The organism is Apibacter sp. ESL0404 (genome assembly GCF_019469245.1).
GTDB lineage: Bacteria > Bacteroidota > Bacteroidia > Flavobacteriales > Weeksellaceae > Apibacter.
Genome location: NZ_CP048267.1, coordinates 560,215 through 577,555, shown reverse-complemented (window position 1 = coordinate 577,555; position 17,341 = coordinate 560,215). Strand labels below are relative to the sequence as shown.

Sequence of the window (17,341 nt, the reverse complement as noted above, 5' to 3'; positions counted from 1 at the left end):
TCTTTTCTTATACAATATTTTTAAGATATTTAATTATAGCTTTAAATAAATTATTCTGTATAGGTACTTTATGAAAATATTTAAGATTTATAAATTTAAATTTTTCAACTTAAACAGTATAAACACTCGTTACTTTTCCTTTTGATAAAACTTTATACCAACCTAAAATACATTTGTTTTTACTACTTTTGTGAAGAATTTATTGATATTATGAATTATGATGTAAAAGTGGGTATTGACGCGTTTTCTTTTGATATCCCGAAAATATATTTACCTATAAAAGAATTAGCAATTGCTAGGGACATTGAACCTGCAAAGCTTGAAAAGGGTTTAGGTTTACTTAAAATGTCGCTTCCTGATGTTCATCAAGACGTAATAGTTTTTGCCGCTAACGCTCTAAAAAAGTTATTGAAGCAAGAAGGATTGCGCCCGGAAGAAATTAGCCGAATTTATATAGGTACTGAAAGCGGTATTGATTCTTCCAAACCTATCGGCTCTTTTCTGGTATCCCTAATGGAAGATCTTTATGGGGAAGGTTCTTTTGAGCATTGCGATGTGGTAGACCTTACTTTTGCCTGTATTGGAGGGGTAGATACCCTACATAATTCATTAGATTATATTAGAGTAAATCCTGATAAAAAAGCAATAGTCATCGGCACGGATTATGCAAAATATGACCTGAATTCTACCGGAGAATATACACAAGGAGCAGGTGCTGTAGCTTTATTATTGTCTGCAAATCCAAGAATCATTTCTATCAAAAATAAAATTGGAATTAGTACAAAAGGGGTTTTTGACTTTTTTAAGCCTAAAAGAAGCTTATCTAAAAAAGAAGTCACTGAAAAAGATAATAATCCGATTTGGTTCGGAATAGAAGAAGACGAAATCAATCTTTTTAAGGAACAACCTATTTTTGACGGTCAATATTCGAATACATGTTATCAGAATAGACTAAAGGGTGCCTATTTTCATCTTAAAAAATTATTAGGTATTGAAACCACTCTTTATCAACAGTGGAAAAATATAATTGTGCATTCTCCTTATTCTTTTCAAGGGAGAAGAATGTTTTCTGAAATATATGCCTTAGATTCCGATTTAAAAGAATCTTTACCTACTCAAGAAAAGGAATATACTGATAAACTCAAGGAAATAAGTAAAACTCCGGAATATAAATCTTTTGTTCAAGAAAAGTTTGCTCCTGCCGAAGTTGCTTCTTCCAATATTGGAAATATGTATACCGGATCAATTTTTATGGGATTATTATCTACCTTGTATTATTATGTAAAAAACAATTCTGAAATTATCGGAGAAAAGTTTGGCTTTTTAGCCTATGGTAGCGGTTCAAAATCGAAGGCGTTTGAAGGTGTGATTGAAAAGGAATGGAAAACTCAATCTGAAAAGCTTCACTTGTTTGAAACATTAGAACAAACTAAGGCTATTGATATGGATACTTATCATGCTTTATATAAAAAAGAATTAAAAACATCTGTACTTGCTCCTAAAAATGAATATATGTTGGAAAGTATTGAACATGAAAATCCTGTATTACTGGGTGCCAGATATTATAAGTTTAAACAATAAAAAATTATTTAATATAATATAAAAGCCTGAGAATATTCTCAGGCTTTTTTTATTTTTAGGATCTTTACCGTTTTTTATTTAAAAAAACTTAAGACCGTTTCCGTAATGTAGTTTAGCTGATCATCTTGCAATTCCGTATGCATAGGTAAAGAAATTACTTCATTGATTAGCTTATTGGTTGCCGGAAAATCTTCATCTTTATAATTTCCGTTATCGTAAGCTTTTTGTTTTCTTAAAGGTACAGGATAGTATATCATTGCAGGAACTTCTCTTTCTGAAAGATATTTTTGTAAAGCATCTCTATCTGAATTAATCACTTTTAACGTGTATTGATGAAACACATGGGTGGAATAATTTTCCATTCTTACAGGAATAACTAAATTAGGATGATTGGAAAAAGCTTGATCGTAATAGTCAGCAGCCTTTCTTCTCTTTTCATTATAGGAATCCAATAAAGGTAATTTTGCATTCAAGACCACTGCCTGTAAACTATCCAATCGTGAATTTACCCCAATTTCATCATGGTAATATCTTTTGTACATTCCATGATTAACAATTCCGCGTATTTTATGTGCTAATTCATCATTATCTGTAAAAAGGGCACCTCCGTCGCCGTAACAACCTAAATTTTTAGAAGGAAAAAAGGAAGTGGTTCCTATAATCCCCATTGTTCCTGATTTTTTACGAGTTCCGTTTCTAAATGTATATTCTGAACCTATAGCTTGGGCATTATCTTCAATAACATATAAATTGTGTTCATTTGCAATTTGTATAATTTCTTCCATATTTGCACATTGCCCAAATAAATGCACAGGAATAATAGCTTTTGTTTTAGGTGTAATGGCTTTTCTTATGGCATCCGGACTTATAGTAAAAGTATCATAATCTACATCTACTAAAACAGAATTTAGCTTTAACAAGCTAATTACTTCCACGGTTGCTGCAAAAGTAAAATCAGCGGTTATGACTTCATCACCGGGTTGTAGATTCAGAGCCATTAGAGCTATTTGTAATGCTTCTGTACCATTACCGCATGGAATAACATGTTTTACATCTAAATATTTTTCTAAATTTTGAGCAAATGAATTGACTTGCGGTCCATTGATAAAAGAAGCGGTGTTTAATACTTCTTCAAATCCTTTATCTACAGTAGGTTTTATATGCTGGTATTGGTTGATTAAATCCACCATTTGAATTTTCTTCATATGTAAAATTTTGAACACAAATTTACTAAATGAATTTGTAATGCCGCTTCTATAAAAAGAAAAACTCTTATTAAAAATAAGAGTTTTCTACCTCGTCTACTATTTTATAAGAGTAATTTACTTTTGTTCCTGTTGGTTTTGTTCTTTTATTTTATCTATTTGTTGAGGTGAAATCTGCATAGGTGCTTCATTTTTTACATCTTTAGGTATTGGTTTAAAATCAACCAATTCCACTTCAAATATTAGAGCTTGATTAGGACCTGCAGGGCCATTTTCCCCATAGGCTAAGTCTGAAGGTACATACAATATGTATTTGGCTCCTTTAGACATCAATTTAACCCCTTCTTTCCATCCGGGTACCACTCTTGCTAAAGGAATATCAACAGGTTTACCTTCGGTTTGTTTTCTAGAATCTTCAATCACAGAGCCATCGATTGTTTTCAATACATAATTTACGGACACTATATCTTCATCGGTTGGCTTTGCTCCGTTTCCTTCTTTTTCAACTTTATATTGTAGCCCTGAAGTAGTTGTTTTAACGCCTTCTTTCTTTTTATTTTCTTCTAAGAATTTTTTACTTTCTTCTGCATTTCTTTTGGCAATTTTTTCCAAATGTTTAGGAATATAAATAGCCATAAAAGATTGTATGGAATCTTCAGAGAATAATAATTGTTTATCCTCAAATTTGTCTTCCATGGCTTGTTTAATAATATTTACATTTAAATCTTTATCATATCCTTGAATTTTAAAGCCACGAGCAAGATCTAAGCCAATTGCATAGGCTGCTTTTTCATCTTCGGTATTTAATTTCGTAACTTTTTGTTCTTCCTTATTACACGCAACAAGGCTGATACCTGCTAATGCTAGTAAAATTGTTTTCTTTATCATTATGTTAAATAGTTAAATTAATTTTTTTAATTGGCCGAATTATCAAAAGTATCTTCCGGTTTTTTAAAGTCCACTAATTCAATATCAAAAATCAATACAGAATTAGGTCCTATATCCATTCCCGCTCCATTTTCTCCATAAGCAAGTTCGGAAGGGATAAAAAATCTATATTTTGAACCTTTATTCATTAAGGATACTCCTTCAGTCCAACCTTTAATTACTCTGTTTAATTGAAATTCAATTGGGTTACCAGAATTATTCTTATCAGTCGAATCAAATATTTTTCCATCAAGAAGTTTACCGGTATACTTAACTTTTACCATATCATTTTCGTTGGGCTTTTCAGTAGATTTGCTTTTTTCTATAACCTCATATTGTAGCCCTGAAGCAGTTGTAATTACTCCTTTTTTCTTTTTATTTTTTTCTAAAAAAGCCAAGCCTTGAGTTTTATTTACTTCTCCTTGTTGTTTTCTTTTATTTTCTAGTTCTTGTCTTTTTTTAAAAAAATATTTCTGCATAAAGGAATTTACAGAATCCATAGGATAAATCGATGGTTTACCGGCTAATTCATCCCTAAATGCCCGATTAAATATATTAATATCTATTTCTTCTAACATATCTTGTTGCTTTAAACTTTGAACAATGTTATATGCTAAAGAATACGATAATTTTTCTTTATCCGTTTTTAATTCAATTTTATCTTGTGCAGAAAGTGATAATGAGCAAACTATACCTAATAATGTAACGATTTTATTTTTTTTCATTCGTTTAAAATTTATTATTTTTATTATTGACCTTCTAATTTTTATACTGAATAATATAACTTTTAAATTATTTTTTCCAATATTATAAGTACCCTGCAAATATCCGATAATTTATTGAAACACGAATATAAATTTTAGTTAATATTCCATAAAAAAGAATTTATTCTTTTTTAATAGGTAAAAATCTTATAAATAAGTATTGTTCATTATATTTTTTAGTAATTTTAAAAATCTAATCGAAAATCATTTCTTAATTTCTCTAATAATGGATTTTCCTTTACCATTTTTTCATATTTATCTTTATCTGTTAAAAGGATCGTTCTTTGAGTTTCCTTAACTCGATATTTAAAATTAATGGAATAATTATTCACCTCTTTTTTCAGTTTTTGAAAAATATCTTCACGTAAGTGTTCAAATTCATCATAAGCAGAATTCGAAGGAAATTCAAAAAAAATAGTATGATGCGGCTTAACACTGCATTGGGTCGTATTTAAAACACTATATAAAACCGGTTGGTTTTTTAAAGTTTCCAAATAGGTATTCCAAAAAGTCTTTACTTGATCTTCAGTAAAATCATCTTTATCTCTTTCGGAAAAATCTAAATTAGCTACCTTTTCTTCTTTTTGAGAAGCCGTGTGAAGTGATCCCTTTATTGAAAGAAATGATCCTTTTTTAGTTTGATTTCCCAGAGGTATTCCACTTTTTACAATTGGTTTTGAAGGTAAATTATTTTCAACTTTCACCTGAGAATTACCAACTTTTTCTATCTGTTTCTTTTCCTCGGATTTTATGGTTTGGGGTGATAATTTATTTTCCTGCTTAGCAGGAAGATGATTAGGTGGTGGTATTATCCTAAACTTTTTTTTTTAGTTGTAGGAGATTCACCAGCTGTTAAAGATGCCAATTGCATTAAGGCTATTTCAATGGATAGTTTAGGACTTTTACTATTCCTAAAATTTATATCAGTCTGATGGCAAATTTCAATAGCGTCTATCAAAAATCTGGATGAGCAATTTTGAGCTTGTTCCAAATATTTTTGCTTGGTATTGTCTCCTACTTCCAACAGGGAAATTGTTTGAGGATTCTGTGCTACCATTAAATCTCTAAAATGACTTCCTAATCCTGAAATAAATAATTGTGGATCAAATCCTTTTTTTATAATATCATTAAAAGCTAATAGTAATCCGGGTATATCATTTTTTAAAGCTAAATCCGTAATTTTAAAATAATATTCATAATCAAGAATGCTTAGGTTTTCTGTAACGGATGCAACTGTTAAGTTTTTTTGAGTAAAAGTAACGAGTCGGTCAAACATAGAAAGAGCATCGCGTAATCCCCCGTCTGCTTTTTGAGCGATAATATACAAAGCATCTTCTTCATATTGAATGCCTTCTTCTTGAGCTATTTTTTTTAAATGATTGTTTATATCGTTAACTTCAATTCTCTTGAAGTCGTAAATCTGGCATCTTGAAAGAATGGTAGGAATAATCTTTTGCTTTTCTGTTGTTGCCAAAATAAAAATAGCATGTGCAGGTGGCTCTTCCAATGTTTTCAAAAAAGCATTAAAAGCAGCATTAGACAGCATGTGTACCTCATCAATGATATATACTTTATATTTTCCTACCTGAGGAGCGTAACGCAGTTGTTCAATCAGATTCCGTATATCGTCTACGGAATTATTGGAAGCTGCATCTAATTCAAATATATTGAATGCAAAATCATTCTCATCAGTTTCTCCGTATTTTTCATTAATTTTTCTAGCTAAAATACGGGCACATGTAGTTTTACCTACTCCTCTAGGACCACAGAAAAGCAAAGCTTGAGCTAATTGATTATTATCAATGGCATGTTCCAAAGTATTGGTTATGTGACTTTGCCCTACAACAGCATCAAATTCTAAAGGTCTATATTTTCGGGCTGAAACTACAAAGTTTTCCATGAGTGTACAAAGTTACTAATTTTCTGCTTTTTCTGTTAATTTTTAGATAGGTTTCTCTACACAATCGTTACATAATCCATGAATAACAATATCTAATTTTTCGGCGATAAATCCTTCAGGAATATTTATGTTCGGCGTTTTTACAGTCCGCATACAGTATATTTTTTTACAATTTTTACAACAAAAATGCATATGGCTGTCAGCATGTTGCTCCTCAGAACAATTATCCATACATAAGGCATAAACAGTTATATGTCCATCATTTATAGTATGCAATAATCCTTTTTTTTCAAAAGTCTTTAAAGTCCTGAATAGAGTAGTTCGGTCAGAATAATCAAAACCAGACTCCAAATCCGACAAGGATAAAGCGGTATTTTGTTTCAGAAAATAATCTAAAACCAATAAACGCATGGCTGTGGGATTTATATCTTTTTGTTTTAATATATTTTCTAAATCATACAACATACTACATTCTTTCCGGTGCCCCTATACCCAATAGACTTAACCCGTGTCTAATCACATTTCCGGTCCACTGGGTTATTGCCAAACGCAGTTGTTGCTCTGATTCATTTTCGGCATCCAAGATACGATTACTTTGATAGAAAGAGTTATATTCTTTAGAGACATCGTAAATATAATTGGCTATTAATGCGGGATTTAAATCTGCAGCAGATTTTTCAATTAGTTCCTCATAGGAGGATAATAATATGATTAATTTTTGTTCTGCTTTATTTAATTCTTTATCTTTAATTTCTAAGGTTTGCTTTGCGGCTTTTCTAAGCACAGAACAAGTCCGTGCATAAGTATATTGGATAAACGGACCGGTATTTCCGTTGAACTCGATACTTTCATTAGGATCGAACAAGATTCGTTTCTTAGGATCAACTTTCAAAATAAAATACTTTAATGCGCCTAAGCCAATAAGTTCATTCACTTGTTCTTTTTCACTTTCGGTGTAGCCTTCTAATTTTCCTAATTCGGAAGTTTTTTTAACTGCTTCTTGATGCATTTCTTCCATTAATTCATCTGCATCAACCACCGTACCTTCTCTTGATTTCATCTTTCCACTTGGTAAATCTACCATTCCGTAGGAAAGATGATATAATTTATCTGCCCATTGATACCCTAATTTTTTTAAAATTAAAAACAATACCTGAAAATGATAATCTTGTTCATTTCCTACTGTATAGATTAATTCATTAAGATGATAACGGGTAAATCTTTCAACGGCTGTTCCTAAGTCTTGTGTGATATAGACAGAGGTTCCGTCTCCTCTCAACAATAATTTTTGATCTAACCCCTCTTCTGTTAAGTCTGCCCAAACAGATCCATCTTCTTTTTTAAATAAAATTCCTTTTTTAAGTCCTTCTTCAATAACATCTTTTCCCAGCAAATAGGTGTCACTTTCATATTGGACTAAATCAAAAGATACTCCTAATCTTTGATATGTTTTCTCGAAACCTGAATACACCCAACTGTTCATCTCTTTCCACAAAGCTTTTATTTCCGCATCGCCGTCTTCCCACTTTTTCAACATTTCTTGAGCTTCTAAAAGAATGGGTGCTTTTTTCTTAGCTTCATCTGCATCCATTCCCGATGAAATTAAAGATTGTATTTCTTCTTTGTATTTTTGATCGAAAATAACATAATATTTTCCTACCAAATGATCTCCTTTGATTCCTGTTGTTTGTGGAGTTTCACCATTTCCATATTTTTTCCATGCCAACATGGACTTGCAAATATGAATGCCCCTATCATTAATTATTTGTCCTCTCAACACCTCATTTCCTGCTGCTTTTAAGATGTTACTAATTGAAAATCCTAATAAATTATTTCTTATATGTCCTAAATGAATTGGTTTATTGGTATTCGGAGAGGAATACTCAACCATTATTTTTTCAGTATGCTTTTTCGTAAGCTTAAAATCTTTAACTGAATATTTTTCTTTTAATAGTTTAGTAAAGACGGTCGGATTTAAAGAGAGGTTAAGAAAGCCTTTAACTACATTAAAAGCAACAAATTCCTCTTTAGCTGTAAGATATGATCCTATTTTATTGGCTATTTCCTCCGGCTTCTGTTTCACTAGCTTAACAAAGGGAAAAACCACTAAAGTATAATCTCCTTCAAATTCATCTTTAGTTATTTGTATTTCAACATCTTCAACTTTCTGTTGAAATAAATTTTCAATTGCTTGTATACTTTGTTCTTTTATATAAGACTTTAGGTTCATTGTTTTTAATTACTAGTGAATGTACAAATTTAGGCATTTCCCTTAAATGTGTAACTTTTTATCCTACTTCAATTAACACAAACATGATGACGTATTCTTCATACTATGCATTATTTATAGTTTAAAGATAATTTATAGCAATAATTCATAGTAGACATATTTAAATTTACATGCTTATTATTTATAAAATCTTCAAATTATATAAAATAAATATTTCTTGAGGATATAATTTATTAATAATCACCAATAGTTTGTCATATATTCTTATCAATAGGTTTGCTTCCTTTATTACACCATTTTATTATAAAAAATTATCTATACTTCAATAAGATATTTATAACTGGAATTAGTATGTTTCATTTCGGCCAGATGAGAAGGTAAACGGTCAAAATTGCAGATTTTTTGATCTCTCAACTTTAATTTACCTGTACTGATTTGTTGTAAAAGTTTCTCCCCATCAGTCATTAATTGAACCGTTTGTTTTTCCGATGCAAATCGGTGAAATGCTCCCAAAGCGATTTCATGTAAGGAAACACAAGTTGTAAATGGAGGTAAAGGATTAGTATCTACTCTTCCTTGTATGGCAACTATATGTCCATAATAGGCTGCTAGATCTAAAAGTTGAGAAGCATGATTTCCACTAACCGTGTCAAAAATAACATCAAAGTTTCCTCCGGGTAGAGCCTCTTTTATTTCATTTTTCCAATCATCATTTTTATAGTCGACTGCTTTACTAACTCCCATCTTATAAAATTCGTTATGATGTTGGAGATCGGCAGTTATATAAACCTTAGCTCCTGCATTCAGAATTAATTGGGTAAGAAAATATCCTACCGATCCTCCTGCTCCGCTTATTAGTACATTTTTATTACCTATATCCGGAATTTTCTGCATAGCCTGCCAAGCGGTTAAGGAGGGACAAGGAAACGCTGCAGCTGCATAATCACTAAGTTTTTCAGGAATATGCATAATGCGGTTCCCTTTAAGAATTGTATGAGTGGAAAAACTGCCTGCTTGGGTAAGATCAGAATGATAACATACTCTTGCTCCGATTTGTATACGCTTCATTTTCTTTCCTGTTTTAATAACAATACCTGCACCATCTACTCCGGGAATTTGATCTTTTACCCATGAAGGATTGCCGGATGATATCAGTTTCCAATCAACCGGATTAAGTCCTATGACAGTATTTTTAATGAGTACTTCATCATCTTCAACTTCTCTGATTTTATATTCTTTACAAATTAAATCTTCCGGTTCTCCTCTATGCTGCCAACACCAAGCTTTTGAATATATTTCGTTCATAATTATCGTCAAATTATATAGATTTATAAATGATATGTAAACTGCTCAACTCAAATTAAGATTTTATCGAAACCTACACTTTAATACTTTAAAGAATTTATTCTGCAAAAGGTCCGGATATTAGATTGGTAAGAACTCCTTTAGAATCATTTACTAGTGATTTATAACTGAAAAATATGCTTCCTTTAACTTCTGGATATTCACGATTATAATATACTTGCTCAACAAGTTCATTCGGATTTTTCCATTGATTGACTCTATAGGCCGCCATTCCTATATACAGTTTGGTGTCTGTTTCTTTAGCCATGCTGCTCCACCATTCTACTAAAGTGGCATAATCGGCAAGATTATGTCCTCGATGCCAATATAACTGAGGAGCTACATAGTTTAACCAACCTTTTCTCATCCAAAGTAAAACATCAGCGTACAAATCGTCATAATTTTGTAATGCTTTGGTTTTCGATCCTAAAGGATCATTATTTTGATTTCTCCAAACACCAAAGGGGCTAATGCCAAATTCTATATCTTTATTTTTGGATTTAATGCTCTTATATAATTTTTGTACAAAAGTATTAATGTTGTCTCTTCTCCAATCTGCTTTACTGGCAAAAGTTACTCCATATTTAGTGTAAGCCGTAAAATCAGGATAATCGAGTTTACCCACTTTATAGGGATAAAAATAGTCATCCAAATGAATACCATCTACTTCATAGTTATTAACTACTTCCATAATAGACTGTATTACATAATCTCGTACTTCCGGAAGACCCGGATTTAGATATAATTGATTGGCATATCTAACCACCCAATTGGGATGCTTGAATGCAATATTATCAGTAGCCAATGAGCTCCAATTGGCATTGGCTGCAGAAAGTCTAAAAGGATTAAACCAAGCGTGTATTTCTATATCCCTTTTATGTGCTTCTTTAACCATAAATTCAAGGGGATCGTACCCCGGATCAACTCCCTGTGTTCCTGACAAATATCCCGACCAGGGACTTAATTTAGATGGATATAATGCATCAGATGCGGGTTTTACCTGAACAATAATGGCATTCATTTTCCATTTTTTGACATTCTCCAATAAGGTTATAAATTCTTCTTTTTGTTGTTCAGCAGGTAAACCGGGTTTTGAAGGCCAATCTATATTTAAAAATGTTGCCACCCATACGGCCCTGAATTCTTTCGTATTTTTTTCTTCATTCTCTTCTTCTACAGGCTCATTGGTACCGGCAAAAATTAATGTTAATGATAAAAAATGTGCTACAATCAAAAATAATTTTTTGCTTTTCATTTATTTTATTATTTATTACTTAGAGAATTCATTCAATTTATTTATAAAATTTTATTACACAGTGTTTTTGAAAATTAAGATTCACTTTCAAAAATATCAGCTTTTGATATAAGATCTTCAGGCAAAGTTTTCTTAGCTTTTGCACCCATTTTTTTTAAATTATGTATTTGAGACACTATATTACCTCGCCCTTCTACCAGCTTGTTCATAGCGTTTCCATATTCATTTTTAGCCTCATCCATTTTTTTCCCTATACGCAACAAATCTTGTAGAAATCCTTCAAATTTATCGTATAAATTACCGGCAGTTTTAGCTATTTCATATGCATTTCTTTGTTGCTTTTGGTTATTCCACATACTATCAATAGTTTTCAAGGTTGCTAAAAGAGTAGATGGAGTAACTATAACAATATTTTCTTCGAAGGCTTTGTTATATAAAGATGATTCATAATTTAAAGCCAAAGAAAAAGCCGTTTCAATGGGGATGAAAAGTAATATAAAATCTAATGAATTTTCTGCATGTAACCCCTGGTAATTTTTCGATGAAAGTTGATTAACATGTTTTTTAATAGAATTTATATGATCTTTTAAATGAAGTTTTTTTTCTTCTTCATTATCATTGTTTATGTAACGTTCATAGGCTATTAAAGAAACTTTGGAATCTATAATCATCTTTTTATTATCAGGAAGATATATGATTACATCGGGAATATACCGTTTTCCATCTTCAGAACACAAGCGTTCTTGTATAAAATATTCTCTTCCTTTTTCTAATCCCGATTTTTCTAAAACCCTTTCTAAAACTAATTCTCCCCAATTTCCTTGAATTTTTGTATCTCCTTTAAGAGCTTTAGTGAGATTTTCAGCCTCCTGAGAGATTCTTAAATTTTGGTTTTGTAAATAATGTAATTGTTCTTTTAAAGATGCATAGATCCCTATATTTTCTTTTTGGCTTTCTTCCACTCTCTTTTCAAAAACGGAAATTTTTTCTTGTAAGGGATCTAAAAGTGTTTTTATATTATGCCTGTTTTGTTCTGTAAATTTTTCAGTTTTTTGTTCCAGTATTTTACTTGCTATTATCTCAAATTCTTTCCTAAAATTATCTTGAATTTCTTCAATCTCCAATTTTTGCTCTTTATTTTTATGCATTAAGTTTTCATAATCGGCATCTTTACGAGCTAATTCAAGCAATAATTGTTCTCTTTCCTTTTTTATTTTTTCCTTTTCAAACAACTCTTTTTCTTTTAGTTCTTCACTTTTACTTAAACCGGCATGTAAAGCTTTTATCTTTTCATTTAAAAGAATTTTTTCGGAATTAATGGATGAAACATTAATTTTTTTTCCGATATATATTCCTATTAATAAAAAAATGATACTAAATAGTAAAACCAAAAATATTTCAATCATAAATATAATAGTACAAAATAGGATGTTTGAAAAATCAAGTTCTACTTACGTTTTAAATATTATTTTTTACTTCGTAAGTTTTCTGTATAATATTTGAGAAAATAGGGAATGGTTTCAATTCCTTTATAAAAGTTAAATAAACCATAGTGTTCATTAGGAGAATGAATAGCATCACTATCCAATCCAAATCCCATTAAAACGGATTTTGCTCCCAATAATTCTTCAAATAGAGAAACAATAGGAATACTGCCCCCGGTTCTGTAGGGTAAAACTTTTTTATTAAAGGTTTTTTCCATAGCCAGTTTAGCTGCTTTATATCCGGGATCTGAGAATGGTAAAACGTATGCATTACCTCCGTGATGAGGGGTGACTTTTACTTTAACACTTTCCGGAGCAATGGATAAAAAATGTTTTGTAAACAATTCAGTTATTTCCTCAGGATTTTGGTCAGGAACTAACCTCATGGATATTTTAGCATAAGCTTTTGATGGAATAACAGTTTTAGCTCCTTCTCCTGTATAACCTCCCCAAATACCATTTACATCTAAGGTAGGTCGTATAGTTGTTCTCTCTAACGATTTATATCCTTTTTCTCCTTGCGTCCCTTTTAAACCGATTGATTTTTTAAACTCTTCTTCATCAAAAGGAATTTTATTTAATTCTGCCCGATCTTCAGGAGATAATTCTATTACCTTATCATAGAAGCCTTTAACTGTAATTTTGCCGTCTTTATCAATTAACGAAGCGATCATATCAGAAAGCACGTTAATAGGATTAGGAACTGCACCACCATATAAACCGGAATGTAAATCTCGATTAGGCCCTTCTACTTCAACTTCTACATAACTTAATCCTCTTAATCCGGTTGTAACGGTCGGAACTTGATTTGAAAAAATATGTGTGTCTGATATCAATATAACATCACATGAAAGTTTGCTCAAATTTTCTTTTAAAAAATTCCCCAAATTGACAGAACCTATTTCTTCTTCTCCTTCAATAATTAATTTTACATTACATGGTAAAGTATTTGTTTTAATAAGAGACTCAATAGCCTTTAAATGCATAAAGAATTGACCTTTATCATCAGCAGACCCTCGAGCATAAATTGCACCTTCCGGATGTATGTTTGATTTTCTTATTACAGGATCAAAAGGATCGGTTTCCCAAAGATTCAAGGAATCTGCAGGTTGTACATCGTAATGACCATAAATTAAAACTGTTGGTAAATCGGAGCTAATAATTTTATCAGCATAAATTACCGGATTACCTTGTGTTTTACATATTTCAACATTCTCAAATCCGGATTCTTTTAAATTATTAGAAATACTATTGGCACATTTTATTATGTCATTAGCATATGCAGAATCCGCACTAATAGATGGGATTCGTAATAAATCAAATAATTCGTCTAAATATCTTTGTTTATTATCTATTTGGTATTGAAAAGCTTTATCCATTTATTTATTATTATAGTAACAAATATATAAATAAAAAAACCGCTTCCAGAATAGTTTTTGAAATTAATAAATAAGAAGAAATAATAAACAGGAAAAAAATAACCAAAAACCACTCCACTCCAAAACAAAAAAAGCCTTGTATATTACCTATACAAAGCTTTCTTTTTTAAAAAACCGGCGGCTACCTACTCTCCCGCGTTTGCAGTACCATCAGCGCAAGTAGGCTTAACTTCTGTGTTCGAAATGGGAACAGGTGAGCCCTACCGCTATAACCACCCTAAATATCTTAATGGGATTTTATATAATTTTGTAAACTCTTACGGCCAATTCTATTAACTTTTATTTTTTTCTTGGACGAAATCTCCGGGTAATTAGTACTACTCGGCTATGACATCACTGCCTTTACACCTGTAGCCTATCAACGTGGTATTCTCCCACGACCCTATATCGAATTCTTATCTTGTGGCGAGTTTCGCACTTATATGCTTTCAGTGCTTATCTCTTCCAAACTTAGCTACTCAGCGGTGAACCTGGCGGCACAACTGATACACCAGAGGTTTGTTCAACTCGGTCCTCTCGTACTAGAGTCAACTCCACGCAAAATTCTACGCCCGCAATAGATAGAGACCGAACTGTCTCACGACGTTCTGAACCCAGCTCGCGTGCCACTTTAATGGGCGAACAGCCCAACCCTTGGGACCTTCTCCAGCCCCAGGATGTGACGAGCCGACATCGAGGTGCCGAACCTCCCCGTCGATGTGAGCTCTTGGGGGAGACTAGCCTGTTATCCCCGGAGTACCTTTTATCCTATGAGCGATGGCCCTTCCATACGGAACCACCGGATCACTATGTCCTGCTTTCGCACCTGCTCGACTTGTCGGTCTTGCAGTCAAGCACCCTTATGCCATTACACTCTGCGCACGGTTGCCAAGCGTGCTGAGGGTACCTTTGAAAGCCTCCGTTACTCTTTTGGAGGCGACCACCCCAGTCAAACTACCCACCACGCAATGTCCTTCTGTTCAGAAGTTAGGCTCCAGATAAATAAAGGGTGGTATTTCAACGTCAACTCCTCGACTCCTGGCGAAGCCGATTCTTAGTTTCCCACCTATCCTACACATCATTTACCCGAAGTCAATACGAAGCTATAGTAAAGGTTCACAGGGTCTTTTCGTCCCATTGCGGGTAATCGGCATCTTCACCGATACTACAATTTCACCGAGCTCATGGTTGAGACAGTGCCCAGATCGTTACACCATTCGTGCAGGTCGGAACTTACCCGACAAGGAATTTCGCTACCTTAGGACCGTTATAGTTACGGCCGCCGTTTACTGGGGCTTCAGTCAAAGGCTTCGCTTGCGCTAACCTCCTTCCTTAACCTTCCAGCACCGGGCAGGTGTCAGACCCTATACGTCATCTTGCGATTTTGCAGAGTCCTGTGTTTTTGATAAACAGTCGCCTGGGCCTTTTCACTGCGGCTCCCTTTTTACGGGGAGCGACCTTTCTCCCGAAGTTACAGGTCTATTTTGCCTAGTTCCTTAACCATGATTCACTCGAGCGCCTTAGGATACTCTCCTCATCCACCTGTGTCGGTTTTGGTACGGGCGCTGTAAACTTGCCTTAGAAGTTTTTCTTGAGAGCTCTTACCTACACTATCCATTCCACCGTAGCTTCCTGGTACTTTCACTTTCGGCATCTGCAACGCATTTTACTATTGCTGATTTACCTACATGCTTTAACGTACTATTCCGTCAGTACGCGGTAGTGTCATTACTCTGTCACTCCATCGAATTTACAGCCGGTATCGGAATATTAACCGATTTCCCATCGATTGCTCCTCTCGGATTCACCTTAGGTCCCGACTTACCCTCAGCTGATTAGCATAGCTGAGGAAACCTTGGATTTTCGGCGTGAAGGTTTCTCACCTTCATTATCGTTACTTATGCCTACATTTTCTTTTCTATACGCTCCACAATAAGTCACCTTACTGATTCTGCGCATATAGAATGCTCCCCTACCGAAATTTTCATTTCGCATAGCTTCGGTAGTATACTTATGCCCGAGTATTATCCATGCCAAACCGCTCGACTAGTGAGCTGTTACGCACTCTTTAAATGAATGGCTGCTTCCAAGCCAACATCCTAGCTGTCTGGGCAGTCTGACCTCGTTTGTTCAACTTAGTATACATTTCGGGACCTTAGCTGTTGCTCTGGGTTCTTTCCCTCTCGGACATGGACCTTAGCACCCATGCCCTCACTGCTAAGAAACATATAATAGCATTCGGAGTTTGTCAGGATTTGGTAGGCGGTGAAACCCCCGCATCCAATCAGTAGCTCTACCTCTAGTATACTCTTTCTTAACGCTGCACCTAAATGCATTTCGGGGAGTACGAGCTATCTCCCAGTTTGATTAGCCTTTCACCCCTATCCACAGGTCATCCGAAGACTTTTCAACGTCAACCGGTTCGGTCCTCCACTTTGTGTTACCAAAGCTTCAACCTGCCCATGGATAGATCACAAGGTTTCGCGTCTAATCCCACTAACTCAACGCCCTATTCAGACTCGCTTTCGCTGCGGCTCCGTAGCTGAACTACTTAACCTCGCTAGTGAAATTAACTCGTAGGCTCATTATGCAAAAGGCACGCCGTCACATCTTATGATGCTCCGACCGCTTGTAGGCGTATGGTTTCAGGGTCTCTTTCATCTTTCTTTTCGAAATACTTTTCACCTTTCCCTCACGGTACTTGTTCGCTATCGGTCTTCAAGGAGTATTTAGCCTTGGAGGATGGTCCCCCCATGTTCAGACAGGATTTCACGTGTCCCGCCCTACTCTTTTTCATACATATCCAGATTTCACTTACAGGACTTTCACCTTCTTTGGTTGTTCTTTCCAAAACATTCTGCTATCTAATTACATACTTTTGGGCTCTTCCGATTTCGCTCGCCACTACTCTCGGAATCTCGGTTGATTTCTTTTCCTCTTCCTACTTAGATGTTTCAGTTCGGAAGGTTTGCCTTCCCTTGCGGGAATACTATACTCTTGTATAGTGGGTTGCCCCATTCAGACATCTGCGGATCTATTCGTGTGTGCCAATCCCCGCAGCTTTTCGCAGCTTACCACGTCTTTCTTCGCCTCTTGAAGCCTAGGCATCCGCCATACGCCCTTAACGATTTCTTTTCCTTAGCCAATTGTATTGGCCGCTCGGTTTATTTTTTTATATAAAATCCCAATAATGTCAATGATCCGTATATAACACCGGTTCTTTTTTACTACTT

The 17,341-nt window shown here is 33.9% G+C and carries 12 protein-coding genes and 2 rRNA genes; 1 reads left to right on the top strand and 13 read right to left on the bottom strand.

Going from position 1 to position 17,341, the window contains the following annotated elements:
* Positions 1-210 precede the first annotated feature (210 nt).
* Positions 211-1,581 (top strand): hydroxymethylglutaryl-CoA synthase family protein, encoded by a 1,371-nt coding sequence (locus GYM72_RS02430; RefSeq protein ID WP_220264583.1) that lies wholly within the window; start codon positions 211-213, stop codon positions 1,579-1,581.
* A gap of 74 nt (positions 1,582-1,655) precedes the next feature.
* Here the strand turns inward: GYM72_RS02430 and GYM72_RS02425 are convergent, their stop codons facing one another.
* The 13 genes from GYM72_RS02425 to GYM72_RS02365 all read right to left on the bottom strand — a co-directional run bounded on the left by GYM72_RS02425 (position 1,656) and on the right by GYM72_RS02365 (position 17,243).
* Complete coding sequence (locus GYM72_RS02425) at positions 1,656-2,786, bottom strand: DegT/DnrJ/EryC1/StrS aminotransferase family protein (protein WP_220264582.1); 1,131 nt, start codon at positions 2,784-2,786, stop codon at positions 1,656-1,658.
* A 117-nt stretch (positions 2,787-2,903) separates the two neighbouring features.
* On the bottom strand, positions 2,904-3,674 hold the full coding sequence (locus GYM72_RS02420; RefSeq protein WP_220264581.1) for an FKBP-type peptidyl-prolyl cis-trans isomerase: 771 nt from the start codon (positions 3,672-3,674) through the stop codon (positions 2,904-2,906).
* A 26-nt stretch (positions 3,675-3,700) separates the two neighbouring features.
* Positions 3,701-4,438: an FKBP-type peptidyl-prolyl cis-trans isomerase gene (locus GYM72_RS02415; protein ID WP_220264580.1), complete on the bottom strand. Its 738-nt coding sequence runs from the start codon at positions 4,436-4,438 to the stop codon at positions 3,701-3,703.
* 224 nt (positions 4,439-4,662) lie between these two features.
* Complete coding sequence (locus GYM72_RS02410) at positions 4,663-5,181, bottom strand: hypothetical protein (RefSeq protein WP_160557823.1); 519 nt, start codon at positions 5,179-5,181, stop codon at positions 4,663-4,665.
* 104 nt (positions 5,182-5,285) lie between these two features.
* Positions 5,286-6,377 (bottom strand): DNA polymerase III subunit gamma/tau, encoded by a 1,092-nt coding sequence (gene dnaX, locus GYM72_RS02405; protein WP_220264579.1) that lies wholly within the window; start codon positions 6,375-6,377, stop codon positions 5,286-5,288.
* A 42-nt stretch (positions 6,378-6,419) separates the two neighbouring features.
* The gene (locus GYM72_RS02400) at positions 6,420-6,842 is read right to left on the bottom strand and encodes a Fur family transcriptional regulator (protein ID WP_220264578.1); all 423 of its coding nucleotides are present in this window, start codon (positions 6,840-6,842) and stop codon (positions 6,420-6,422) included.
* A gap of 1 nt (position 6,843) precedes the next feature.
* A complete protein-coding gene (argS, locus tag GYM72_RS02395) occupies positions 6,844-8,607 on the bottom strand; it encodes an arginine--tRNA ligase (RefSeq protein WP_220264577.1) in 1,764 nt (587 codons plus the stop codon).
* Between the two features lie 315 nt (positions 8,608-8,922).
* The gene (locus GYM72_RS02390; RefSeq protein ID WP_220264576.1) at positions 8,923-9,912 is read right to left on the bottom strand and encodes a zinc-binding dehydrogenase; all 990 of its coding nucleotides are present in this window, start codon (positions 9,910-9,912) and stop codon (positions 8,923-8,925) included.
* Between the two features lie 97 nt (positions 9,913-10,009).
* Positions 10,010-11,206 carry a glycoside hydrolase family 10 protein gene (locus GYM72_RS02385; protein WP_220264575.1) on the bottom strand — a complete coding sequence of 399 codons (1,197 nt, stop codon included), beginning with the start codon at positions 11,204-11,206 and terminating at the stop codon, positions 10,010-10,012.
* Positions 11,207-11,280: 74 nt separating this feature from the next.
* Positions 11,281-12,612 (bottom strand): DNA recombination protein RmuC, encoded by a 1,332-nt coding sequence (locus tag GYM72_RS02380; protein WP_220264574.1) that lies wholly within the window; start codon positions 12,610-12,612, stop codon positions 11,281-11,283.
* A gap of 59 nt (positions 12,613-12,671) precedes the next feature.
* On the bottom strand, positions 12,672-14,069 hold the full coding sequence (locus tag GYM72_RS02375) for a dipeptidase (protein ID WP_220264573.1): 1,398 nt from the start codon (positions 14,067-14,069) through the stop codon (positions 12,672-12,674).
* Between the two features lie 172 nt (positions 14,070-14,241).
* A 5S ribosomal RNA gene (gene rrf, locus GYM72_RS02370) occupies positions 14,242-14,349 on the bottom strand.
* A 71-nt stretch (positions 14,350-14,420) separates the two neighbouring features.
* A 23S ribosomal RNA gene (locus GYM72_RS02365) occupies positions 14,421-17,243 on the bottom strand.
* Between the last annotated feature and the right edge of the window lie 98 nt (positions 17,244-17,341).